Genomic DNA, 23,657 nt, shown 5'->3' on the forward strand with positions numbered 1-23,657 from the left:
AAGAGGTTTATAAAATGATTGATAACGTGATACGGAACTTAAAATATTTGATGAGTGAGAAAGGAATTTTAAATGTAACTGAATTGGCTAGGCTTACAAAAATACATCAGCCAACGTTACATCGGTTACTTGCTGGAGATGTTAAAGACCCGAAATATATTAATTTAAAACAATTAGCAGATTATTTTGGTGTAGTAGTATCGGACTTAGTGGAAAAAGATTTATCCAGCATACCTACAAATCATAAAATACACTTTAATTCAGTTCCCATCGTTGGTAACGCCCAGTTGGGCGATGGAGGTTTTTGGACAGGAATGGAATACCCAGTTGGAACAGGCGACGGCTTTATATATTGGCCAACAACCGATAAAGATGCATATGCGTTAAAATGTAAAGGCGATTCAATGATGCCTAGAATAAAAAATGGTGAGTATGTAGTGGTAGAACCAAATCATCGATACATTCCAGGGGATGAGGTCTTGGTTGTAACAGCAGATAGTAAAGTGATGGTAAAAACATATCTCTATACCCGGGGGGGTGTAGCAACATTCATCTCGATTAACGAGGAACACCCACCAATTAAGATTAATGAATCCGATATAGATCGCATACACTATGTTGCCGGAATAGCAAAAGAAAGTTTACGCTTTGATTAGGGAGCCGCTTTATGGATCGAGAAGATATGGTATCTAAGTTACATAGATATACGCAAGAAAAATACGAACACACTTGCGATATAAAAAAGTATTTATTGTTTGTTACAATTTCTAGTGCGTTTTCGCTCTATTATATTCTCGTTGAGCCATACGAAAGCTTTGGCCTTATGCTGGTGTTTACTATGATAACGGGGGCGCTTATTTTTTACATAATACAGCTTTTAGAAAAACGGGCTAGTGTGTTAGATAAACTAAACTATATATGCAATAAACTCTACGGTAAAAACTATAATATGAGCAAGATCGAAGCTGACGAAGACATAATTGCTTTTTTAACAAAAAAATAAAAAAAAAACATTCTCAATAAAATTCAAAATAATAACCTGCATTTAGCAGGTTTTTTTATGCCCCTCAAAAAAATAATTCATTTTTGAATTGACAATAAATACATCAACGCATAATATATATTCATAAATAAATTTTTAATTCAAAAATGAATTATATTTAGCTCTTTAACAATCAGGAAAAGCCAAATATAAAGCCGTCTTTTAAAAAGGGGCGGCCTTCATGCTGTACGGCTTTCAACGAGAACCGTACATCATGATGAAAAAACAACCCCCTCAACCCTCGGCAGATGGGGCCAGCAAGTAGGGAAACAAGTGTTACCTTCTCCATTAGGTATGCGCGCGGGGGGCTTGATACCCTACTCCATCGCGCGATAACTCTTACTTGTAATAATCTGCCACCCTCAAGCCGATTAAATTTACTCCCTTAAGTTAATCGGCTTCCCTAAAAAATAAATAAAAACGGAATAAAAACAATGCACGATTTAACAGCAAAAAAATTAAAACATACGCAGGCCGTACGCAAACCTAAATACGTAGAAAGAACCCGACACCAAAATCGTAGTATCTATATATTAGCCATTGTGTGCGCGATCTTAATTATATTAATGGTATACGGAGTATAAAAAATGTCCTTAGAACAAGCTATCCAAGAAAACACCCAGGCTATAATCTCATTACGAGACTTAATCCTATCAGGAAAATTTAACGTAACTCCTGAAGCAAAATCTGAGCCTGAGCCTGAGCCTGAGCAAAAACCCCTACCAAAACCAGCTAAATTAGCGCAAGTGAAACAGATCGAAGATACGCTAAAGGAAGAGCAAAAAGCTGAACCGACGCCGGCAGCCCCCAATGTAAAATCGGCCCCTGCTGAAAAAACAGTTCCCACCGAACAAGAAACTATCAAAAGTTTTGTCGAACTGGCAAAAATGGACAGAGGTGCGGCCATTAATGTGCTGGCACAGTTTAAAGTAGCTAAAGCGGTTGATGTGACTGAAGACCAAAGGACCAACTTTCTCAAAGCGATTAACGATAGAATCGTGGAAATAGCCGGGGTGTAACATGACAGACCATGCCCTACTATCCCCCTCTGCGGCAAACATGTGGTTTGAATGCCCCGCATCTTTATGGCTAAGTAAAGATGAGCCGGATCAAAGTTCCGCATACGCTGCCGAAGGTACAACAGCTCATGCGCTAGCAGAATACTGCTTTAAGTTTGGTAAACAAGCCAGCGTATTAATTGGGATGAAAACTGCGGTAAATGACATTGATGTCGATGAAGAAATGGCAGAAGCGGTTCAAAGCTATGTTGACACCGTAAATGGTATAAAAGATTCAATGACCACCCTATATGTTTTTGATATTGAACAAAGGTTAGATTTTAGCGATTTGTTAGATTTGAGCGCCAATATCAATACCTTGAACACTAGCTACACACCAAAAAAATCTTTCGGTACCGCCGACGTTATTATATTAGGCGACGGGGAACTACAGATACATGACCTCAAATACGGTAAGGGTGTACGAGTTAGCGCTGAAAATAACAGACAGTTACTCATCTATGCTTTGGCGGCGTATTACTACTATAGCCTGGGGTGTGAAATAAACAAAATTTCAATCCACATACACCAACCCCGATTAAATCACTATTCCGAGTTTAGTGTCACTCCCGAAGAGCTAATCGCTTTCGGCAAACAGTTAAAAGAAAAAGCAGGGATCGCTTATAGCCTGTATTTAAACGGCCCGAGTAAAGCTGATGATTTTTGTGCTGGTGAATCTCAATGCCGATTTTGTAAAGCCGCGGGTAAATGTGAAACCCTAGCCAAGCATGTAGAAAACGTTATCGACGCGGATTTTACCAATTTAGATGATGAGGTAATTGAGGATGTCAACAACGATGAAGGTGAAGCGTTAGCAAAAAAATTCAAAGCTATAGCCATGATCAAGTCATGGATAAAAGCAGTCGAAACCCGAGTACAAGCTCAACTACAACAAGGAAACGCTGTACCTGGCTTCAAGCTTGTTGTCGGCCGACAAGGTAATCGCGCATGGACTAACGAAGAAGAAGCCGAAAACGCACTAAAGAGTTTCAGATTAAAACAAGACGAAATGTACAGCCGCAAGCTAATTAGCCCAACACAAGCGCTTAAAGTTCTAAAAGGTTCGGAAATACGAATCAAAAAACTGGAAGAAATCATAACACGCCCCGAAGGCAAACCAACAATAGTACCCGAATCAGATAAACGTCCAGCTATTTCACCAGCGGACGATTTTACGGACTTAACACAAGAGGAAATTTAATAATGAAAGTAAAACTACAAAACGTACGATTAGCATTCCCCCGACTATTCAAAGCAGAACAAGTAAACGGTGAAGGTGATCCGCAATTCAGCGCAACGTTTATTTTGCCTAAAAACCACCCGAATGTAAAAGATATTGAAAGCGCCATTTTACAAGTAGCCAAAGAAAAATGGGCAGATAAAGCGGATGTGGTGCTTAAAAAAATCAATGCAGAATTGAAAACATGTTTAAAAGATGGCGATTTGAAAGCTGATCTCGACGGTTTTGCGGGTAACTATTTTATTAACGCAAGTAATAAAACCCGACCTTATGTGATTAACCGCGATAAAACCCAGCTAAACCCCGACGACGGTGTCATCTATGCAGGCTGTTACGTTTACGCGGTTATTGATATATGGGCAATGGATAACAAATTCGGTAAACGTATTTGCGCATCACTATCGGGAGTCCAATTTTACAAAGACGGGGACGCATTCACAGGCGGAGGTATTGCATCGGATGATGATTTCGATGATCTGTCTGTAGACGATTCAGTGGATGATCTAGTCGGTTAGTACACAACAAAGCGCATCTGTAGGTGCGCTTGATTATGTACTAAATAAATTAAGAGGAAATTTAAAATGTCAAGCGCATCAAATTTAGATAAATACACAAGAGCTAAAAGCTCGGTTTATATGGCTGTAGTTGCTCAGCTGCAAGCAGATTATGCTAAAGAACACGAAATCTCTGAACCAGAAATTGACTTACAACGAGAAATGTCCATGAAATTGGCGGAAGTTCTTATCATGGGTGGGGGGTTAGAGGATGAACGCATCGAAACTTTAAAATGCGAAATTAAAAATATGGCACAAAAAGCAATAGATACCGTGTTTAACGGATTGTTCAACGAAAAAGGGGCAACCGATGCGACAGATTCTTTACCTCGACACTGAAACATATAACGAACACCCCATAAGTAAAGGGGTTTATGCGTATGCAGAAACGGTGGAGATCATACTATTTCAATACGCATTTAACGATAGCCCGGTTTATGTGGTCGATTTAGCAAATGGGGCAAAATTACCCCAAGAACTGATCAACCTGCTCCTAAATCCTGAAGTAATTTTATTTGCGCAGAATTCCATGTTCGATAGGACTGTACTAACACGAGGAAATATATTTAAAGATAGACCCGATATTGTAAAAGCGATTAGCGACCCTAACCGCTGGCGAGATAGTATGGTTATAGCCTACGCTCACAGCTTAAAAGGTGGGCTAGGTGATCTATGTGAAATATTCAAATTGGATAATGACCAAGCAAAGGATAAGGAAGGAAAAGCCTTAGTTCAACTCTTTTGTAAACCTCGTCCAAAAACAAGCAAAATCCGCAGAGCTACCAGCAAAACCCACCATGACGAGTGGGAAAAGTTTAAGCACTATGCTAAACAAGATATTGTATCCATGCGCGAAGTGGTCAAACGGATGCCCAATTGGAATATGCTGGAGAATGGCTTCGAGCTATCTTTATGGCATTTAGATCAGCTTATCAATGATCGTGGCGTTTGTATTGATGTCGATTTGGCCGAAAAAGCCGTTGAGTGTATCGACATCGAACAACGGCGGTTAGCTGATGAAACCCACACCATGACCGATGGCGAAGTCCAAACGGCAACACAACGTGATGCCATGCTTCGGCATATTGTAGGGGCGTACGGCATTACGTTAAATGATTTAACAGCCTCGACAATCGAACGCCGATTAAATGACCCCGATTTACCCGACGGACTAAAAGAGCTGCTCGCCGTTCGGCAGCAAGCGAGTACAACAAGTACTAGTAAATATAAAGCGCTACTTAATCGTGTTAATAGTGACGGCCGACTAAGAGGTACATTGCAATTCATGGGCGCACCGCGTACGGGTCGCTGGGCAGGTCGAGGATTCCAACCCCAAAACTTAACACGCCCTACTTTACCACAATGGCAAATTGATCTAGGTATCGAGGCTATTAAATCGGGTACCGCTGACCTGCTAACCGATAATATTATGAAACTGACCAGTAACACGCTACGGGGGTGCATTTGTGCGCCTGAGGGAAAAAAACTAGTGGTTTCTGATTTATCCAATATTGAAGGTCGAGTACTGGCGTGGCTCGCTGGTGAAAGTTGGAAGATTAAAGCATTCCAAGATTATGATAACGGTACAGGCCACGACCTATACAAATTGTCGTACTCAAAATCGTTCGGGGTCAACCCTAACTACGTAACTAAAGAGCAGCGCCAAATAGGTAAAGTCCAGGAACTTGCACTAGGTTACGAAGGCGGTGTAGGTGCATTTATCACATTCAGCACAGCATACGGTATAGATCTGGACGCCATGGCGGATATAGCTATCAAAAATGTAGATTTACGTATACTGGACGAGGCTAAAAATGCATACGAATGGGCGCTGAAAAATAAACGTACATACGGGTTGTCGGAAAAGGCGTATATAGTCTGCGATGCATTTAAAAGGTCCTGGCGCAAGGCGCACCCTAATATCGTTGAGCTATGGAAAAAACTGGATTCAGGCGTACGTTATGTGATCACAGGAGACGCTAAAACTTTACGCATTAATGAAAACCTAGTAATCGATAAAGTCGGAGCATGGCTACGCATTCAATTACCGTCGGGGCGATATCTATGTTACCCCGGTGCACGTATCGATGAAAACGGCAAAATAAGCTACATGGGATTAAATACATATTCACGTAAGTGGGAACGTATTAACACCTACGGCGGAAAAATTGCGGAAAACATTACTCAAGCCGTGGCTCGTGATGTGATGGCGTGGTCTATGCCATGTATAGATGAAATTGGTTTTAACATCGTGCTAACTGTGCACGATGAAATCATCACCGAAGCGCCAGATATTCCCGAATACTCGCATGAATACCTCAGCCAAATTCTATCAACCCCACCCGAATGGGCAAAAGGTCTACCGCTCGCTGCGGCAGGTTTCGAATCGTACAGATACAAAAAGGATTAATACAATGCAATATCCAGAACAAATACTTAAATATCGACATAAAAAAGAGGGGCAAGAAAGCGTTGATTATTTCAAATTCGATAACGGATTATGCGTACACGTTCTCACGCTTTCCGAACACCCCGCCGAAGAGCGCCCGGTTAGAGAAATTGGTATATACACAAAGGCTTTAACCGGAGAATGCCTACCGGATAATCTATTAATAGAGCCCTTAACCGACGAAGAAGTTAATAAAATTTTATGGAGGGTACACGATGAAAATTGCTGAATAATTAATAAGTGTACCCTGATATTCAAAGATTTTGAAGCCTACAGATATAAGAAGGATTAATACATATGACCAGACTAAACAAAGATATTAAAGCTAAAATTTTACAAAACGCACTAAACGCGGCACCAGTAAACAAAAGGCTAAAAGAGTTAAGCGCGATGAAACTTCAATTAGCAGTTGACATTTACGACCATGTAACTAACGGACATAATCCCGCAGACTACGCCATACAATTAAAAACGCTCGTAGATAAATCACCGTTTTATTTAGGTTTAACCGATGCAGCTACCGACGTAAGAAAAATAGATTATATTTTTTGTGCGTTTGGTGGCATGCAAGAACATTTATATTTTCCGGATGATGGTGCCGACCGATATCAAGTATTGCGCGCTCGTTTACGATTTACATCAGATCATTATTTTTCTATTCAGTTTACGAAAATAGAGCAGGAATTAAAAAAATGCGAAGAAGAAAAAGAAAATCTGGAAATTGATATACAAACAATCTTAAACAGTTGCCGCACAGCCGCACAGCTCGAAAAATTTTGGCCTGCTTCGGTTAACTTCCTGGAAGGTTGCGAAGTCTGTGCTGAAATTAAGGGCGTACCTACGGTCTTAGTTAACGATTTGAACGCTAAGTTGGGTCTATGATATGCGTGAATCCGTTATCGAAAAAAACCTCTCTCGCCGAGTAGAAGAAATAGGCGGGATAACTTATAAGCTGTCTCCTATCGGGCGGGTAAATAAGCCAGATCGCTTAGTTATGCTACCAGGGGGGAAAATTATTTTTGTTGAGTGTAAGCGCCCCGGAGAAAAGCCCCGACCGGGGCAAATAAGAGAGCACGAACGCTTACGAAAATTAGGTTTTCGTGTTGAAGTTTTGGATTCCCACGATGTGAGATTTTTATATGAATAACAAACCCTTTACCCCCCGCCCCTATCAAAGCCTAATAGTAAACCATCAACTTGATTTACCCCGTGGTAATACGTGGGCGGGCATGGGCATGGGGAAAACATCATCAACGTTATGCGCATTAGATATCGCATATATGAGCGGGCACTATACCGCCCCAACTTTAGTTATAGCTCCGTTACGTGTGGCACAATCGACATGGCCGGATGAGCTAATTAAATGGGATTTTAAAAACATCGGTATCCAACCTATCGTTGGCACACCTAAACAACGTTTGATCGCACTAAAAAACCGAAACGCAAACGTATTCACCACTAACTACGAAAACATACCATGGCTGGTTGAACAATTCGGGGATAAATGGCCGTTTCAGCAGGTAATAGCTGACGAGAGTACAAAATTAAAATCGTTCCGGTTACGTGGCGGTGGTGTTCGGGCGTCGGCGTTACGTGGTGTCGCGTTTAAACATGTGCGCTGTTGGCAAAATCTGACAGGCACACCCGCCCCTAACGGTTTACTGGATCTGTGGGGGCAAAACTGGTTTATAGATGGCGGACAACGTTTAGGGCGAACATTAGGCGCATTTACGGATAGGTGGTTTAACAAAATCCCAATCGGTGATTATTTTAAAATAACGCCAACCGAATTTGCGCAGGAACAAATACAAGAAAAGCTCAAAGATGTTTGCATTACGTTAGAAGCCAAGGATTGGTTTGACATTAACGACCCAATCGTCACGCCTATATATGTTGATCTGCCGGATAAATTACAACGCCAGTACAAACAGCTTGAACGAGAAATGTTTCTAGAAATCGGCGATAGCGAAATCGAAGCGCTAAATGCTGCATCGAAAACCATTAAATGCCTGCAGTTCGCAAACGGCGCGATTTATACCGACAGCCACAATAATTTTACTGAAGTGCATGACCTAAAAATCCAAGCATTAGAAAGCATAGTAAGTGAAGCTAACGGAATGCCGGTGCTGGTCGCGTACCATTTCGAACACGATAAAGTTAGGTTGTTAAAATCATTTAAGCAAGCCCGTTTACTTGATAACGATCCGAAAACGATAAGGGATTGGAATGCAGGCAAAATACCGATATTACTAGCCCACCCTGACAGTGCAGGGCACGGTTTGAACCTACAAGACGGCGGTAATATTCTTGTCTACTTTGCCCACTGGTGGAATCTAGAAAGCTCAGATCAGATACTTGAACGAATAGGCCCAACCCGCCAAGCCCAATCAGGCTATGACCGCCCCGTATTTGTTTATGAAATTATCACCCGCGGGACTGTCGATGAGGATGTTATCGACCGTAAAAAAACTAAACGTAGTATGCAAGAAATACTACTCGAATCAATGAAAAAGAAAGGGTATTAGTCACCTCCTCCATATTTCTAAATCAGGAAATGATTATGAAGCTAAATAAAACACATTGTCATCTAAAAGATTTATATGACAAAGAAGCGGAATATATTTGTGAAATATGTAATCAAGTTTCGTTAACGGTTGAACTGCGAACTGACCCTTACGCGCACGAACTCCACTATGACAATACCCTATATTTTATGTGTGATGACTGCGCATATAACAGCTCACAAGATATCTAATAAGGATTAAAAAATGACAAAAGTTTACTCAATTGAAGACCCACTATACAATAAGGCGCAAGTTTGTGCGTACATCAGTATAGATGATAGAACATTGGATCGGTGGGTTGCATCGGATAAATTCCCGAAACCTGATCTATATTTGGGGCGCCATCCTCGCTGGAAGCTATCCACTGTAAACACCTACCTTGAACAGAAAAAACAGGAGTTTCAGGAAAAACAGTTATGCGGTTAAACTATCAATGTAATCTGCATACCACTGCATCATCTTACGACGCCCATCCAAATATTGTGCGTGGTTATAAATACCTCGCACACCCTCCTCCTCGTGATTTAGTTGTTTCTCTATCCAATCACGATTAAAGTCATGCTCATTTAAAACACTTGAAAACTGATGCCTAAAACCGTGCCCGGTTGCGCGCTTGGCAAACCCCAACCTTTTTATCAATCCCAAAATAGCACCATTTGACATAGGTGATTGGATGTTATTTCGCCCCGGAAAAACAAAATCACAATTCCCAGTTATTGGATGTAAAAACCGTAGGATATTTATAGCCTGCTTTGATAACGGGACTATGTGCACCCTGTCTTTTTTTATTAATGTCTCTGGTAGTAAAATGTAACGTTTCTCAAAGTTGACATACTCCCATTTACACCGCAACAACTCCACAGTTCTCACCGCAGTTAATATTAATAGTTCGGTTGCGTACCGTACCAGTATATTACCCGAATAGGTTTGCAGGGATTTCATGAACTCCCGCATATCGTCCTCAATTAAAAATGCGTAATTTTTAGGTGTACGTGTCACCATCGCTGTTGCCAGTTCTCGGGCTGGGTTATTCTCTGCTCGCTCTGTAATAATTGCATATTGAAAAACTTCAGTACACCGCTGCCTCATCTTTTTAGCGATTTCTAAAGCCCCTCGATTTTCAATTTGTTTTAAACAATTTAACATTTCAATTGGTTTTATCTGCGAAATGTCCATCTCTCCAACATAAGGAAATATGTCTTTTTCAAAATAAGTAAGTATAGTTTTCCGAGTGTTTAGTGACCAACTTCGTTTTTTGTTTTCGTACCATTCCATAGCTATTTTGCTGAATGTATTACCCTGTGCCATGTTTGAGAGTAACGCTTTCTTTTTGCGTTCTACCGAAGGGTCTCGGCCGTGCGCCAATAATTGTCTAGCTAAATCTTTTTCATTGCGAGCTTCGGATAAACTGATATAAGGATATTTACCTATTGTTAGCGTTTTTCGTTTGCCATTAAACTGATAATCATACCGCCATGATTTAGTCCCCGTGGGCGTAATGTACAAATACAGGCTTTCATAATCAGGCAGTTTGTAAGGTTTGGCTTTTGGCTTTGAGGCTTCGATTGCTTTAATTGTTAGCATGATTTACGGTATTTTTCATTTCGGTATTAAAATATACCGTAAATATACCGTAGATAGCCTTGCGTTGTCAAACGTAAAAGAAAGTGTAGCTGAGTGAGAAAAACTACCAAAACCCAGTTTTATAAAGGCTTTTGGCGTAAAGGAGAGTAATAATAAGTTTAAGGGAATTTGACCCCAGCAGGAATCGAACCTGCAACTAGCCCTTAGGAGGGGCTCGTTATATCCATTTAACTATGAGGTCATCTCGGGCGGTTATTCTAATAAATTTATCAAGATATTACTATTTAAATAATGAAAAATTTTCTATTTTGAACAAACATGATACAATCTTAACATTCGTCAATTATGATTTATAACATTATGAAAAAAAGAATAATAGGTATGATGTTCTCGGTTTTAGCACTGACAAGTTGTGCCACTTATCAAGCTGAAACCAACAGTTATAGTGACCCATTATCGGGTTTTAACAAAACCATGTTTGATGTTAACTATTATGCCCTTGATCCTTATATTTTACGCCCTGCAGCTGTGGTATGGAAAGATTATGTACCAACACCTGTGCGTAAAGGCGTTGTTAATTTTTCATCTAACCTTTCTGAGCCAGCTTCAGTAGTTAATAGTGCACTACAAGGCGAAGGCCGTGAATCTGGTAAACATTTAGCTCGATTCTTTATCAATACCGTTTTTGGTGTGGCGGGTATATTTGATGTTGCTGGAATGGCGGATCCTCAATTGCAAAAAGGCTCTAAACGTAGTTTTGGTCAAACATTAGGTCACTATGATGTCCCTTATGGTCCTTATGTAGTATTACCTTTCTATGGTTCTGCTACACTTCGCCAAGAAGGTGGTGACATCGTTGACACCTTATACCCACCACTTGTTTGGTTAGATTGGGAATGGGCGTTAGTTCGTGGTGTTGTTGATGGTGTTGAAGCTCGTGCCGTGGCTATTGAGTATGAAGATCTGCTTAAAAATAGTGATGACCCTTATAACTTTATGCGTAATGCTTACTTCCAACGTAATGACTTTAATGCGTCAGGCGGTAAAGTTGATGAGAAAAAAGAGAAACAACGCCAAGAAAGTATCAACGGTATTATTAGCGATATCGACGCCCAATAGAATTTCCCTACATTAATAAAAAACGCCGGCTTGTTCGGCGTTTTTTATTTTTGCTGCATTTCAGGTAAGTGTTGCCAAAATCGTCTTGGCATATTTTGTCGTTGTAATTTTGGATTAATTCTTTCTTTTATCGTTAGTGCATTACAATAACGGTACCACATGGTCTGAAAAAGTTTTTCATCATCAGTTAAATAATCTTGGTTAATTTTGTTATTGACAATCAGATCATCGTTTAACGATATTTTCTCCAATTTTTCTAAATCATAAAAATAACCATACTGGCGTTTTTCATCATAAATAGCCCATTTTTGGTCGGCATAACGATCTTTAAAGAATCGTGTGGTTAATGGTAAGGCATTATAAATGGGACCAATAACCGCAAAATAGATCTTTTCATCACTTGTTGGATTTTTGATAGCATTAAATCGAACAAATTGTTGGATATGGTGTTTTTCTTTATTCACTTTTTTAGCGATATCATGAATGGCTAATACATCTGGATCGCCAAAATCAGTTTCAATTGAATAGTTAGATTTAAATACTTTGCAAATATAACGAAAAATGATTAAATCACTTTCAGGCAGCTCTGATAACCAAGTAAATAAGATCTGATTTAGTGCAATCTTGGATAACTTTTTTTGTAGCGCCGAGTATACCCTTTCATACTTGCTATTACGAAATTCAACATGGTGAGAATCAGATACCAAAAGCGGTACAACATCATCATCCGACAACAAGCATTCCGGCATTTTTTTAAGTTTAAACGCATCAAAAACCGCGCATAACAATCCTTCGAAAGATTTGTCATAATAAAAAGCTAGCATAACTTACCATCCCATCACAAGCTGCTGAGGAATAGGATCTTTTTTAGCTTCAAGTAATGGCGGATCTTGCAGGTTCAGTCGAATATATTCAGCAGATGACTCGAGCAATTTATAGGTACTCATTTCGTGACATACAATAAAAAATTGCGCACGTTTAAGCACAACGCCTATGCGTTTTAACGCTTCAATATTAAGTTTTCGATGTCGCCTTGCCATCACTATTAATTTTGCTGATTTAACACCAATGCCAGGAACTCGCAAAATTTTTCGATAACTATCGCGATTGATATCTACAGGAAAAAACTGCGGATTACGAATTGCCCAAGATAATTTTGGATCGACAGTTAAATCAAGATCGGGATGTTCATCATTAACAATCTCATCGACACTAAAATCATAAAAACGAAGTAACCAATCAGCTTGGTATAAACGATTTTCGCGAACTCGTGGAACTTCTTGCAACACCGGCAATCGCTTGTCATAACTATTGACTGGAATAAACCCCGAATAATAAACCCGCTTCATACTTGGGCGTTTATAAAGTTTGGCGGTGAGTTGTAATATTTGATTATCGGTTTCATCTGTCGCCCCAATAATAACCTGGGTGCTCTGCCCTGCTGGTACGAATTTTGGAGTTGACTTAATTTTTTTGCGATCTTCAATATTTTCCATCAAATTTTGTTGGATATGACGCATTGGTTGATAGATCGTTTGATGATCTTTATCCGGTGCAAGTAATTTTAAATTACGTTCAGTAGGAATCTCTAGATTGACACTCATTCTATCTACTAATAAACCGGCTTCTTTGATAAGCTCATTACTTGCGCCAGGAATAGCTTTCATATGGATATAACCATTAAAATTGTATTCTTGACGTAGAATTTTGACTACCCGAATCATTTTTTCCATTGTGTGATCAGCACTACGCATAATGCCAGAACTTAAAAAAAGTCCTTCGATATAATTGCGACGGTAAAATTCAATGGTTAAATCGGCTAACTCTTTTGGAGTAAATCCAGCTCGTGGGATATCATTACTTTGGCGATTAATACAGTAAGCACAATCAAACATGCAGTAATTGGTTAGCATAATCTTTAATAACGAGACACATCGACCATCGGCGGTAAAAGAATGACAGATACCACAACGAGAGGCACTACCAATACCTTTATTTTTATTATTGCGTGAGGTACCGCTTGATGCGCACGAAATATCATATTTTGCTGATTCTGCCAATATCTCAAGCTTTGACATCATTTTGTCTTGAATCATAATTACCACCAATGACTGTATATATTTACAGCATTATAGCTATTTTACTTGCATGTGCAAGTAAATTATCAGATCAAAAATAGGAAATATTTGCTCAATAAAACTGCATATAAACTCTACTTTATTAAGAGACTATAAATAAAATGTAAAAAGCGGGAGTATCATTGATTACTTATTCCACTAACCCTATCTTATTTAAAAATTGTGAAATAAAATCAATCATAGGGTATTGTTCAGCTTACAAGTGTACGCTATAATCACACCAATTTTTCATACGAAGCTGGTTAATTTAGGAGTAAAGCATTAGATGAAACGTGTAGTAATCACAGGATTAGGTATTCTTTCAAGTATTGGGAATAATACCAAAGAAGTTTTAGAATCATTGAAAGTGGGCCGAAGTGGTATTACTTTCTCTCAAGAAATGAAAGATAGCGGAATGCGCAGTCATGTATGTGGTAATGTAAAATTAGATACAACTGGGCTTATTGATCGCAAAGTTGTCCGTTTTATGAACGATGCATCTATTTATGGTTATCTGGCTCTACAGCAAGCAATCGAAGATGCAAAATTAACCCCAGAACAAGTATCCAATCCTCGTACAGGTCTAATCGCTGGTTATGGTGGCTCAACCAAAACTCAATATAATGTCGTTGCCGGCATGAAAGAAAAAGGTTTAAGAGGTGTTGGTCCTTACGCAGTAACTAAATCAATGTCATCTGCAATATCTGCATGTTTAGCCACACCATTTAAAATTAAAGGTGTTAGCTACTCAATGACATCTGCTTGTGCAACATCAGTTCACTGTATTGGTCACGCGGCAGAACTTATCCAACTTGGCAAACAAGACATTGTATTTGCTGGTGGTGGAGAAGAACTTTGCTGGGAAATGTCATGTGAATTTGACGCAATGGGCGCATTATCAACCAAATACAACGACACCCCAGAAAAAGCATCACGCGCTTATGATAAAAACCGTGACGGTTTCGTTATCGCTGGCGGTGCTGGAATGGTCGTTGTCGAAGAACTTGAACACGCCCTTGCACGTGGTGCACATATCTATGGTGAACTAGTTGGTTACGGTGCAACATCTGATGGTTATGACATGGTTGCACCATCTGGTGAAGGTGCAATGCGTTGTATGCAACTCGCTATTCAAGATCTTGACGCACCAGTTGATTATATCAACACACACGGAACTTCAACACCAGTTGGTGACGTTAAAGAATTATGGGCAATCAAACAAGTATTTGGAGATAACATTCCAGCTATCTCTTCGACTAAATCAATGACAGGTCACTCATTGAGTGCAACTGGTGCTCAAGAATTAATCTATTCATTACTTATGCTTGAACATGGTTTTATCACACCAAGTATCAACATCGACGAACTCGCTGATGAAGCAGTTGGAATGAACATTATTACCGAGCCAACTGAACGTGAATTAACAACAGTAATGTCAAATAGCTTTGGTTTTGGTGGCACTAACGCTTCAATTGTCATGAAAAAATATAAAGCTTAAGTCTGATAGTTAATGTTTAATAAAAAACCGCACTCATTAGTGCGGTTTTTTTATAGCTTAATCAATCAAGTAGATCAATTATAATACTTTACTTAAAAACAGCTGTGTTCTTTCATTTTGAGGATTATTAAAAATTTGCTCAGGTGAACCTTGCTCTTGAATGATGCCCTGATCGATAAAAATAACACGAGTTGACATCTCTCTAGCAAAACCCATCTCATGCGTGACAACCACCATGGTCATCCCCTCTTGAGCAAGTGCCTTCATCACCGCTAAAACTTCACCGACTAACTCAGGATCTAACGCCGAAGTAGGTTCATCAAAAAGCATAACTTTCGGGTCCATCATCAATGATCTAGCAATCGCGACACGTTGTTGTTGACCACCGGATAATTGATTTGGATAAGCATCAATCTTATCAATCAAACCAACCTTAACTAATAAACCTTCAGCCTTATTAATTGCATCATTTTTTGGCATCTTCTTGACATCCATTGGTGCCAAAATTAAATTACTTTTAGAATAAACAATTCATCAAAGAAAAAATACTCAAACCAAGTTTGAGTATTTTCCCAATATATCTCATCATATTGATTAACTAAATATTCATCTTTTTAATGAAAAAGGTCAATACCGCAGAGCTTATTAACGCGATCACCATAAATAAGAAGGCGTGGTTGTAGCCTCCGTTGGCGTTGTCGATAAGGAAGCCGATGATGAATGGTGATAATACGCCTGCAACTTGTCCACCAAAGTTGACGATACTTGAGGCTTTACCCATGATTACCGGCGGAATCATATGCATTAGCATTCCCCAAAAGATAGCAAATGCGATAAACATAAAGAGTGCTGATACGCATTGGAAGACTATAGCAGCCTCAAGATTATCGACTTGGAACATTAAGAAAAGAAATATCCCAGAGATAAAAGCGGTTAAACCATATACATATTTTAATTTTTGTTCGAACTTATCAGCAAAATAGCCACCAACTAAAGTTCCTAACGCACCAAATAAGAATGGGATTGCAGCTAAGATACCAGTTTTGGAGAGCGATAATCCTCTTGCCTCAAGTAAATAACTTGGTAACCAAGTGGTGAATCCCCAAAATGTGATATCAAATAAGAACCAAATTAGCGATAACTTCCAGAGTATTGGCATTTTCAATACATCTATTAACGAAGACGAGCTCTCTTCGACTGAGACATTATCGTTGATTATTTCTAATTCTTGCAGTTCATCAGCACCAATTAAACTATTTTCAGATGGATTATTGCGAATAAACTTATAGATAAAAAAGCCTAATATAAAACCAGGAATACTTAAGATGATAAATACATCGCGCCAACCTAACCATTCAATAATGGCAACTGCCACAATTACAGATATTGCTGGTCCTAATGTGTTGACGGAAGATTGAATTGCTGTTGCTCGTCCTCGTTCTTTGGCAGGAAAATAAGTGGCGATAGTTTTCCAAGACGAAGCTGGGAAACAACCTTCACCGGCACCAAACATGAAGCGAGTCAGTAACATTAATGGTAATACATAAATTAGACCGGTAAAAAGCGTAAACATCGACCACCAAATAATGGCAAAAGCCATCACTTTACGCGGACCAAATTTATCTGATAAATAACCACCGGGAATTTGAAACAGTGCATAACCAATAAAAAATGCACTAATAATTGAACCTTGTACAGTTTTATCGATACCAAGATCATAGCCAATAAACGGCAATGAGACATTCATTACCATACGATCAAGAAACGAAAGTAACCAACCTGACCATAATAGTAATAAAATGGTATAACGCCCTTTCCATTTTTTTTGATTATACCCAGAGGTAGGAATTTTAGTATTCAATTTATTCATAAAATTTCCTTAAATAATATCATCCCAATTAACTTAAAGTTAACATTTTTGCTACTATTTTAAATTTACTCTATTTTTAGAGTAATTTGTTGACAATTTCACCAACAAATTACTTCGTTCTAAATTAAAAGCTCAAAAATCCAATGGGTATAATTCCGCTCACTTCAGTGAACTTTTATTATTATTTTATTATTAGCTGTTATAAACGTTCCAGGCAGCTTGTAAACCAGCCCCTTGTACTGTTTTAAAACCAACTCGATTTAACACAGCTTCAAACGCGGTTAATGTTTGCATGACACAAGATTTTCTAGCATTATAGCCCATAGTACCAATACGCCATACATTACCTTTAAGCGGACCGAATGAAGCACCGATTTCAATACCAAAATCATTTAACATTAAATTGCGAACTTCAAGGTCATTAATATGTTCCGGACGAACCACACCAACGACATTATTCATTTTATGATCGAGATCGCCAAACAGCTCAAGTCCCATAGCTTGTAAACCAGCAACCATTGCAGCCCCATTAACGCGATGACGCTCAATCACGTTATCTAAACCTTCTTGTAACACAATTCGAGCACATTCGCGTGCAGCATAAAGCATTGAGGTCGCTTCAGTGTGGTGGTTGATACGTTCAGAACTCCAGTAACGGATAATCATATCGATATCAAAATAGTTAGAATAGATCATCTCATCTCGGCCACCCGCATCATTTTCAGCTCGAATACCCAGTTCAACACATTTACGAGCTTGAATAATTTCGACCATTTTTGGACTTAAAGTAAGAGGAGCAACACCTGGAGGTCCACTTAAACATTTTTGTAAACTCACTGAAACGCCATCAAGTTGCCATTTATCAACTTCAAGTGGGTTACCCACAATCGAAGCAGTTGCATCGACATAAGACAACACACCATGACGACGACAAATTTCACCAATTTTATCCAATGGTTGCAATAATGTGGTTGAAGTGTCACCTTGCACGCAAAGTAATAGTTTGGGTTTGACTTTTTTGATAGCATCTTCAATAACATTAGGATCAAAAACTTCACCCCATGGCACTTCAATAGTATGCACATCAGCACGACAACGGTGGGCAATTTCACAAAGTAATAAACCAAAACGACCAAATACGGGTACTAATACTTTGTCACCCGGTTTAATTGTTGACACAAGAACGGCTTCAATACCGGCTCTTGCAGTACCATCAATAACAAAAGTTTGTTCATTTTTGGTTTTAAAAATATCTCGATAAAGTGACATAGTCTGATTCATATAATCAGTCATAACTGGGTCAAACTGGCCAATTAAAGGTGCTGCCATCGCTCTAGTGACACGAGGATCAGCATTGATTGGACCTGGTCCCATTAATAGTCGCGTAGGCGGATTAATTTGGTCATATTTATCTAGGTCTAACATTATTTTTTCCTTTATTAATATCGAGTTAATTGTTTGAAGATTACACTAACTCATCTTCTCTTATCTATATTTTTCAAAAAATTATTGGCAATGGGATGATGAAACTTAAACAGATTAACAATTTCATTCATCACTTTGCCCATATGCGATTTTTTCCATGCTAATGACAATGGCGATGGCTTACGTTCATTAACCACTTTACAGGCAATCAATTCACCTGAATCTAAATAAGATTGGCAGATTGATTTGGGTAAAAAACCAATACCTAATCCTCTTAAATGGCAAGCCAACTTAGTGGTAATATTTGGCACAATAATCTCAGATTGACTTGGTAATAACCAAGCCACACGTTTATTCATATGCACAGAGGTATCTTCAACATTAATTGCCGGATACTTACGTAAAGTATCATTAGATAACGCCCCATCAATTTGGGTGATCGGATGATTTTTGGCTGCCACAAACACCCAACTTACTTCACCAAGAGGTAATATATTAATCATCGTATCAAGCGATTCAGTGCCTGTTGCGCCAATCGCTAAATGGCACTCACCATGCAATAACGAATCCCACACTCCCATATAAACTTGTCGATTTATATTGAAAGTAGTAAAAGGGAATTTCTCTTTTAAAAACGTCAACAAATCGGCTACCGCCTCAACATCATAGAGCAGATTATTGATGGTAATATTAATTTTTCGCTCAACACCATCACGAATCTGTTGTAACTCATCAGGCATGGTTGATAACCAAAGCAACCATTGGCTACATTGCTCATAAAGATGTTGCCCTGCCAGCGTTAGTGTCACAGTCCGTGTGGTTCGTTCAAAAAGTTGAGTATTAAGATCGGCTTCCAATGATTTAATACGATAACTAATCGCTGCTGGTGTTTTGTAAAGTAGCTTAGCCGCTTTTGAAAAGCTATTGCTCTCAACTACTTTAATAAAGGTCCGCATGGTTTCTGTATCTAGCACGATTTAATCCCTTAAAACAAAACGATCAATACCTAACCATATACCAAGTAAGAGATCGGATCCAGAGGTGTGACCATAATTCGATAAATTTTTTATTGATGAATGGTGATATTTATGTTGTGCAAATGAATTAATCACTTGTAGCACCAACAACGAAAATTTACCTTGCAGTGCATAAGTCAAAAAACTAGCACTAACAGTTGTGGTTAACAAATGTAATGACAAACGCTCAAAGGCGAATTTAAGCTGTCGAATTTGATTGTCAAAACGGCAATCGCTTGAGATAACCGCCAACATCCCCACGATAATATCATCAAAACTTGGCGTTAAACCCGGTCCTAAGCCAATAAACGGCGTAATATCATCTGCTTTACCATTCATCAAATTAGTCATGGTATTACATAATAATTCGAGTTGATATTGACCCGATAAATTGTCGCTTAATTTACCAAATAAGCCGGTAGGATTTTCTATATCTTTCAATAGATTAGCAATTTGTGATTTATTAACTAATGAATGTTTTTTTATATTTAATTGACAAACATGCGTATCAAGTGAAATTAAAAAAATCCCAACTTGCAAATCACCCATAGCCGATTGATAAATAGATAAATCACTAACTAACGACAAAACATAATCAAAATCAGACGATTTAAGTACAATGCCCATGGGCGACAAACCGCTGTTATAACGATGTATAGTAATTAATTGCTGATCATCATTGATTAAATTAATCGTTTGCTGATGAGTACTAAAGAGCGACAACTCACCCGCTTTTATTGGAACATCCGCACTAACTAAAAGTGGTTTGATAATATGAGATGCTTGCGACAAACCACGCTCTTGCAAATAATCAAAAGCGGGGATAGTAAATCGCTGATTATTTAGCGACTTATTTAAGCATTCATCATCTACATACATCAAACTCATAGCCTATATTTCTAATTTTTTTGCTAATGCCTCGAGTGCTTTTTCAAAACAAGCTAACGGTGCTCTAACTGTACCTGCACCAATTTGGCCCACTCCTGCTTGTTTATGGGCAATACCAGTATTAATTAATGGCGTGATCCCGGTTTCGACAACTAAACGAAGATCTAACCCTAAACAGCATCCTTGGAAATTCCATGTAGGAATTTGGAATAACATATTATGTTCTAAATAGATTTCACTCATCTCTTCAGATACTTCATATGCAACATCCGTGCCACCGGCACCAACAAAGCGAGTTACCCCTGGTGCTGCAACCATAGCTGCCCCACCTATACCAAAGGTTTCAGTAATAGCACTATCACCTATATCTGGGTTTGCATCTTTTTGAGAATAACCGGTAAAGAATAGACCTTGCGGAGTATTAACTGGCGCGGTGAACCACTGATCGCCAAGACCACTAACTTTAATACCAAATTCTTTACCATTACGGGTCATTGCTGTAACGATAGATCCCTCTTTGATTTGCGCTGCGCTATCCATAATTGATTTACAAAATGCCATAGCAACATTTAAGAAGAACTGATCTGTCACGCTTAAAAAGCTAAAGATTTTCTCCATTTCCGCTTTACTACGATCAAGTAAAATTAATTTTGGTGAAAGCGTTCTTAATAATAGTGCTGAAGCGGCAATATTACGTTGATGGAATTCATCACCCATTGTAATAGCTTGTGCCATCAAAGCGGTTAAATCGATACCATTATCAAACAGTTTTAATGCATCATTCAAAGCTGGCCCTAACGACTCTTTCATCCAACGATGACGGTCTAAAACCTCCTGGCCATAAGCACCAAAACGCATCACTTTACCAATACCTTCATTTAAATTGCAGTAAGCACGATTACCATGGGTAATGTTTTCAACCACAATCATTGGCATATTGGCTGACGTAATCCCCCCCATTGGACCAACTGCATTAACAGAATGACAAGGGATAAATTCAACTTGACCTGACTCTAACAAATGTAAAGCTTGCTTCTCATCTTGAGCCCATCCTTCAAACAAGCAAGCACCAATACAAGCACCTTGCATTGGTCCAGTCATATCATGCCAAACAATCGGTGGTCCAGCGTGAAGTAATTTTTTACCTTGCGCCAAGGTTGGTACAGCTTCTTTAGCGGATATAACGCCTACCCAATGAGGTCTAGCAGCTTTAATTCGTTCAATAATTTTTTGGTTTGCTTCATTTATTGCAGTACGTAACATATCAAAACCTCTTAATTTAATTTTTGCAAAATAGCCGCTAATTTTTTATTACCGCCGACTATTGGCGCCCATTGATAATGCACAACAGGAATATTCGATGATTGAAGATCTTCAGCAAAACTTCTTAAACCAGCATTAATCACACTAATATGGCTTAATAAAGGATATGGTTTAATGAAATTATTTGATTTAACCTGTGTAATCAGTTTTTTAGCTAACAAAATAGCTTCCGGTAAATTATTCATTACAACAATATTCGCTGATTCTAACGCTTCAATTTGCTTACTACGACATTGCGGATCTTGCTCTGAACCAGTCACGGTTGCGATAGCTATCAATGGATGATTATCACCTCGTTTAGCACAGGCTTTTTGATAACCTGAAATAACTGACTCTGCCGGATTGGCATTTGCGCCATAGCCAATAACCAAATCAACAAGTAATACACCTACGTCGTGATTTTCACCAAGCTGAGCGATTTTATCTTCGCGAATAGATGGATCAATCATAGGATGAGGTTTACCTACAGTGTAAAAATCATCACCTAAATCAATAATTTTATGCCCCTGTTGATCTAACATAATCCCTTTATCGTGATGATGACTGGTAGTGAGATTTAGTTCTTGAGCAAGCAACATAGCCGCTTCTGAAGCTAAGGTACCGCCAGTATATAACCCTGTAATCGTTTTATTGGCTAAATTAGGCAACTTATTCGCTATCGCTTCAACTGGACTTAATAAACAAGCTAATCGAGCTGCTTCATCTAATGTTCGTGCAAAATAGATATTATCGTCTTGAGGTTTATCGATTTTCGAGCCCAAAAATAAAGCCACCACCGGTTTAGGAATTAACTTCATGGCTGAAATCACTTTTTCCCGCACACTGTCTGCTGGCGGTTTAGAAATAAAGGTAATCACTTGTGTATCAGCATCGGCAGCAAGCATATTTAAGGCAGTAAGCGCACTAATTCCGCCAACTTCAAGCGACAAATCACGCCCACCCAAACCGATAGCTTGCGTAATACCTTGATTCAATAGAGCGATTTGTGAAACTACTTCTTGAATACCCGTACCAGACGCCCCAATTACCCCAATATTCCCTTTAGGAATAACATTAGAAAACGCTAAGGGTGCACCCGCGATAAAGGCCGTCCCACAATCGGGGCCCATCACAATTAAATCTTTTTTAGACGCTTTAGTTTTTAAACGGAGTTCATCTTCGATTGATACATTATCGGAAAAAATCATCACATTCTTATTATCATCTAAAGCTTGATCGGCTAACTCAGCGGCGTACTCCCCAGCAATCGAAATTAACACTAAATTAGCATCAGGTAATTTTTTCGTTGCGCTAGCTAAACGCCTTGCTTTAAGTAGTTTTGCACCACCTTGCTGAGCTTGAGCGATATTTTTTAGTGCATCCTCAAGTTGTTGACTAATCAACTCGACAACATCATTAGAGTCATCTTTGGTTTTAATCGCAACACAAATATCATTTGGCGTTGCATCATTAAAACTATCACTCCAAAAACCTGTTGCGGTTAATAAAGATTTATTGGCAGGAGTACCCATCATGACAGATACTTCATCAACCTCATCAAGATTACTCAGTTTTTTTGATATCAACATCAAACTAACAGAATCTTGAAAGCTTCCCTTTTTTATAAAAGATTGAATCATGAGAATAGGCCCCTCAAATAGGATAAATACTGTTAACTTTGAACCTCATTAAGCTCATTAAAAAAATCTAATAGTTAGATTATATTTATATATTACGGAAAAAATAAACAATAAGCAGGTTATACATCACAAAACATTAACGATATCAAAAATATAATATTATTTAAAATCAGTATCATAAAAGATTGTTAAAAAATTTTTTATAATAATAACTACTTAATTTAATTAAATTTCACAAATATAAAAAAGCTAGTTTGATCACATTATTATTTGATATTAATAGTATGGTAA

Annotated in this window: 23 protein-coding genes, 1 tRNA gene and 1 pseudogene; 14 read left to right on the top strand and 11 right to left on the bottom strand. The window is 38.6% G+C overall.

Annotated elements, in window-relative coordinates:
• Positions 1-14: 14 nt before the first annotated feature.
• The 12 genes from J3U23_RS05480 to J3U23_RS05535 all read left to right on the top strand — a co-directional run bounded on the left by J3U23_RS05480 (position 15) and on the right by J3U23_RS05535 (position 9,098).
• Complete coding sequence (locus J3U23_RS05480; RefSeq protein ID WP_267338730.1) at positions 15-656, top strand: S24 family peptidase; 642 nt, start codon at positions 15-17, stop codon at positions 654-656.
• Between the two features lie 11 nt (positions 657-667).
• Entirely contained in the window at positions 668-1,003 is a 336-nt protein-coding gene (locus J3U23_RS05485; protein ID WP_267338731.1) for a hypothetical protein, read from the top strand.
• Between the two features lie 626 nt (positions 1,004-1,629).
• Positions 1,630-2,061, top strand: a complete 432-nt coding sequence (locus J3U23_RS05490; protein WP_267338733.1) for a hypothetical protein — start codon at positions 1,630-1,632, stop codon at positions 2,059-2,061.
• 1 nt (position 2,062) lies between these two features.
• A complete protein-coding gene (locus J3U23_RS05495; protein WP_267338734.1) occupies positions 2,063-3,301 on the top strand; it encodes a DUF2800 domain-containing protein in 1,239 nt (412 codons plus the stop codon).
• A gap of 2 nt (positions 3,302-3,303) precedes the next feature.
• The gene (locus J3U23_RS05500; RefSeq protein WP_267338735.1) at positions 3,304-3,855 is read left to right on the top strand and encodes a DUF2815 family protein; all 552 of its coding nucleotides are present in this window, start codon (positions 3,304-3,306) and stop codon (positions 3,853-3,855) included.
• 66 nt (positions 3,856-3,921) lie between these two features.
• Positions 3,922-4,233 (top strand): hypothetical protein, encoded by a 312-nt coding sequence (locus J3U23_RS05505; RefSeq protein WP_267338736.1) that lies wholly within the window; start codon positions 3,922-3,924, stop codon positions 4,231-4,233.
• Positions 4,205-6,304 (top strand): DNA polymerase, encoded by a 2,100-nt coding sequence (locus J3U23_RS05510; RefSeq protein WP_267338737.1) that lies wholly within the window; start codon positions 4,205-4,207, stop codon positions 6,302-6,304. The genes J3U23_RS05505 and J3U23_RS05510 overlap by 29 nt, the downstream gene beginning before the upstream one ends.
• Positions 6,305-6,308: 4 nt before the next feature.
• Positions 6,309-6,572: a hypothetical protein gene (locus tag J3U23_RS05515; protein ID WP_267338739.1), complete on the top strand. Its 264-nt coding sequence runs from the start codon at positions 6,309-6,311 to the stop codon at positions 6,570-6,572.
• Between the two features lie 68 nt (positions 6,573-6,640).
• Positions 6,641-7,225: an Nmad5 family putative nucleotide modification protein gene (locus J3U23_RS05520; protein WP_267338740.1), complete on the top strand. Its 585-nt coding sequence runs from the start codon at positions 6,641-6,643 to the stop codon at positions 7,223-7,225.
• A 1-nt stretch (position 7,226) separates the two neighbouring features.
• On the top strand, positions 7,227-7,490 hold the full coding sequence (locus tag J3U23_RS05525; protein ID WP_267338741.1) for a VRR-NUC domain-containing protein: 264 nt from the start codon (positions 7,227-7,229) through the stop codon (positions 7,488-7,490).
• Positions 7,483-8,868 (top strand): DEAD/DEAH box helicase, encoded by a 1,386-nt coding sequence (locus J3U23_RS05530; RefSeq protein ID WP_267338742.1) that lies wholly within the window; start codon positions 7,483-7,485, stop codon positions 8,866-8,868. Before J3U23_RS05525 ends, J3U23_RS05530 begins: the two co-directional genes overlap by 8 nt.
• 35 nt (positions 8,869-8,903) lie before the next feature.
• A complete protein-coding gene (locus J3U23_RS05535) occupies positions 8,904-9,098 on the top strand; it encodes a hypothetical protein (protein ID WP_267338743.1) in 195 nt (64 codons plus the stop codon).
• 223 nt (positions 9,099-9,321) lie between these two features.
• On the opposite strand, the gene J3U23_RS05540 is transcribed toward J3U23_RS05535, so the two are convergent.
• Together J3U23_RS05540 and J3U23_RS05545 are read right to left on the bottom strand one after the other, a co-directional pair.
• Positions 9,322-10,491 carry a tyrosine-type recombinase/integrase gene (locus J3U23_RS05540; RefSeq protein ID WP_267338744.1) on the bottom strand — a complete coding sequence of 390 codons (1,170 nt, stop codon included), beginning with the start codon at positions 10,489-10,491 and terminating at the stop codon, positions 9,322-9,324.
• Positions 10,492-10,660: 169 nt separating this feature from the next.
• Positions 10,661-10,732, bottom strand: a tRNA-Arg gene (locus J3U23_RS05545).
• Between the two features lie 119 nt (positions 10,733-10,851).
• Between J3U23_RS05545 and J3U23_RS05550 the strand changes: the two genes are divergently transcribed.
• Positions 10,852-11,610, top strand: a complete 759-nt coding sequence (locus J3U23_RS05550; protein WP_065562984.1) for an MlaA family lipoprotein — start codon at positions 10,852-10,854, stop codon at positions 11,608-11,610.
• A gap of 44 nt (positions 11,611-11,654) precedes the next feature.
• On the opposite strand, the gene J3U23_RS05555 is transcribed toward J3U23_RS05550, so the two are convergent.
• Both J3U23_RS05555 and J3U23_RS05560 read right to left on the bottom strand, forming a co-directional pair.
• Positions 11,655-12,434, bottom strand: coding sequence for a TIGR03915 family putative DNA repair protein (locus J3U23_RS05555; RefSeq protein WP_065733983.1), 780 nt, complete (start codon positions 12,432-12,434; stop codon positions 11,655-11,657).
• Between the two features lie 3 nt (positions 12,435-12,437).
• Positions 12,438-13,703 (bottom strand): putative DNA modification/repair radical SAM protein, encoded by a 1,266-nt coding sequence (locus tag J3U23_RS05560; RefSeq protein ID WP_065563055.1) that lies wholly within the window; start codon positions 13,701-13,703, stop codon positions 12,438-12,440.
• Positions 13,704-14,013: 310 nt separating this feature from the next.
• On the opposite strand from J3U23_RS05560, the gene fabB reads away from it, so the two are divergent.
• Positions 14,014-15,225 carry a beta-ketoacyl-ACP synthase I gene (fabB, locus tag J3U23_RS05565; RefSeq protein ID WP_065733982.1) on the top strand — a complete coding sequence of 404 codons (1,212 nt, stop codon included), beginning with the start codon at positions 14,014-14,016 and terminating at the stop codon, positions 15,223-15,225.
• Between the two features lie 78 nt (positions 15,226-15,303).
• Here fabB and J3U23_RS05570 read toward each other — a convergent pair.
• The 7 genes and pseudogenes from J3U23_RS05570 to fdrA form a co-directional block, all read right to left on the bottom strand.
• Positions 15,304-15,738, bottom strand: a pseudogene (locus tag J3U23_RS05570) (amino acid ABC transporter ATP-binding protein); the annotation flags it as partial.
• Positions 15,739-15,823: 85 nt separating this feature from the next.
• Complete coding sequence (locus tag J3U23_RS05575) at positions 15,824-17,095, bottom strand: MFS transporter (protein WP_267330733.1); 1,272 nt, start codon at positions 17,093-17,095, stop codon at positions 15,824-15,826.
• 192 nt (positions 17,096-17,287) lie between these two features.
• Entirely contained in the window at positions 17,288-18,520 is a 1,233-nt protein-coding gene (locus J3U23_RS05580) for a pyridoxal-phosphate-dependent aminotransferase family protein (protein WP_065562977.1), read from the bottom strand.
• A gap of 50 nt (positions 18,521-18,570) precedes the next feature.
• Positions 18,571-19,494, bottom strand: coding sequence for an HTH-type transcriptional activator AllS (gene allS / locus J3U23_RS05585; RefSeq protein ID WP_065562976.1), 924 nt, complete (start codon positions 19,492-19,494; stop codon positions 18,571-18,573).
• 3 nt (positions 19,495-19,497) lie between these two features.
• Complete coding sequence (locus J3U23_RS05590; RefSeq protein ID WP_267338775.1) at positions 19,498-20,415, bottom strand: DUF2877 domain-containing protein; 918 nt, start codon at positions 20,413-20,415, stop codon at positions 19,498-19,500.
• 12 nt (positions 20,416-20,427) lie between these two features.
• Positions 20,428-21,687, bottom strand: coding sequence for a DUF1116 domain-containing protein (locus tag J3U23_RS05595; protein WP_267330732.1), 1,260 nt, complete (start codon positions 21,685-21,687; stop codon positions 20,428-20,430).
• Positions 21,688-21,698: 11 nt separating this feature from the next.
• The gene (fdrA, locus tag J3U23_RS05600) at positions 21,699-23,366 is read right to left on the bottom strand and encodes an acyl-CoA synthetase FdrA (protein ID WP_267338745.1); all 1,668 of its coding nucleotides are present in this window, start codon (positions 23,364-23,366) and stop codon (positions 21,699-21,701) included.
• Between the last annotated feature and the right edge of the window lie 291 nt (positions 23,367-23,657).

Origin of the sequence: Gilliamella sp. B3367, assembly GCF_026536825.1 — a bacterium.
In the GTDB taxonomy this organism is placed as follows: Bacteria; Pseudomonadota; Gammaproteobacteria; order Enterobacterales; family Orbaceae; genus Gilliamella; species Gilliamella apicola_E.

Bases quoted from the DNA above. Each gene is read 5' to 3' on its own strand.
- J3U23_RS05480 (WP_267338730.1), top strand. From the start codon at position 15: ATGATTGATAACGTGATACGGAACTTAAAATATTTGATGAGTGAGAAA.
- J3U23_RS05485 (WP_267338731.1), top strand. From the start codon at position 668: ATGGATCGAGAAGATATGGTATCTAAGTTACATAGATATACGCAAGAA.
- J3U23_RS05490 (WP_267338733.1), top strand. From the start codon at position 1,630: ATGTCCTTAGAACAAGCTATCCAAGAAAACACCCAGGCTATAATCTCA.
- J3U23_RS05495 (WP_267338734.1), top strand. From the start codon at position 2,063: ATGACAGACCATGCCCTACTATCCCCCTCTGCGGCAAACATGTGGTTT.
- J3U23_RS05500 (WP_267338735.1), top strand. From the start codon at position 3,304: ATGAAAGTAAAACTACAAAACGTACGATTAGCATTCCCCCGACTATTC.
- J3U23_RS05505 (WP_267338736.1), top strand. From the start codon at position 3,922: ATGTCAAGCGCATCAAATTTAGATAAATACACAAGAGCTAAAAGCTCG.
- J3U23_RS05510 (WP_267338737.1), top strand. From the start codon at position 4,205: ATGCGACAGATTCTTTACCTCGACACTGAAACATATAACGAACACCCC.
- J3U23_RS05515 (WP_267338739.1), top strand. From the start codon at position 6,309: ATGCAATATCCAGAACAAATACTTAAATATCGACATAAAAAAGAGGGG.
- J3U23_RS05520 (WP_267338740.1), top strand. From the start codon at position 6,641: ATGACCAGACTAAACAAAGATATTAAAGCTAAAATTTTACAAAACGCA.
- J3U23_RS05525 (WP_267338741.1), top strand. From the start codon at position 7,227: ATGCGTGAATCCGTTATCGAAAAAAACCTCTCTCGCCGAGTAGAAGAA.
- J3U23_RS05530 (WP_267338742.1), top strand. From the start codon at position 7,483: ATGAATAACAAACCCTTTACCCCCCGCCCCTATCAAAGCCTAATAGTA.
- J3U23_RS05535 (WP_267338743.1), top strand. From the start codon at position 8,904: ATGAAGCTAAATAAAACACATTGTCATCTAAAAGATTTATATGACAAA.
- J3U23_RS05540 (WP_267338744.1), bottom strand. From the start codon at position 10,491: ATGCTAACAATTAAAGCAATCGAAGCCTCAAAGCCAAAAGCCAAACCT.
- J3U23_RS05550 (WP_065562984.1), top strand. From the start codon at position 10,852: ATGAAAAAAAGAATAATAGGTATGATGTTCTCGGTTTTAGCACTGACA.
- J3U23_RS05555 (WP_065733983.1), bottom strand. From the start codon at position 12,434: ATGCTAGCTTTTTATTATGACAAATCTTTCGAAGGATTGTTATGCGCG.
- fabB (WP_065733982.1), top strand. From the start codon at position 14,014: ATGAAACGTGTAGTAATCACAGGATTAGGTATTCTTTCAAGTATTGGG.
- J3U23_RS05575 (WP_267330733.1), bottom strand. From the start codon at position 17,095: ATGAATAAATTGAATACTAAAATTCCTACCTCTGGGTATAATCAAAAA.
- J3U23_RS05580 (WP_065562977.1), bottom strand. From the start codon at position 18,520: ATGTTAGACCTAGATAAATATGACCAAATTAATCCGCCTACGCGACTA.
- J3U23_RS05590 (WP_267338775.1), bottom strand. From the start codon at position 20,415: ATGTATGTAGATGATGAATGCTTAAATAAGTCGCTAAATAATCAGCGA.
- J3U23_RS05595 (WP_267330732.1), bottom strand. From the start codon at position 21,687: ATGTTACGTACTGCAATAAATGAAGCAAACCAAAAAATTATTGAACGA.
- fdrA (WP_267338745.1), bottom strand. From the start codon at position 23,366: ATGATTCAATCTTTTATAAAAAAGGGAAGCTTTCAAGATTCTGTTAGT.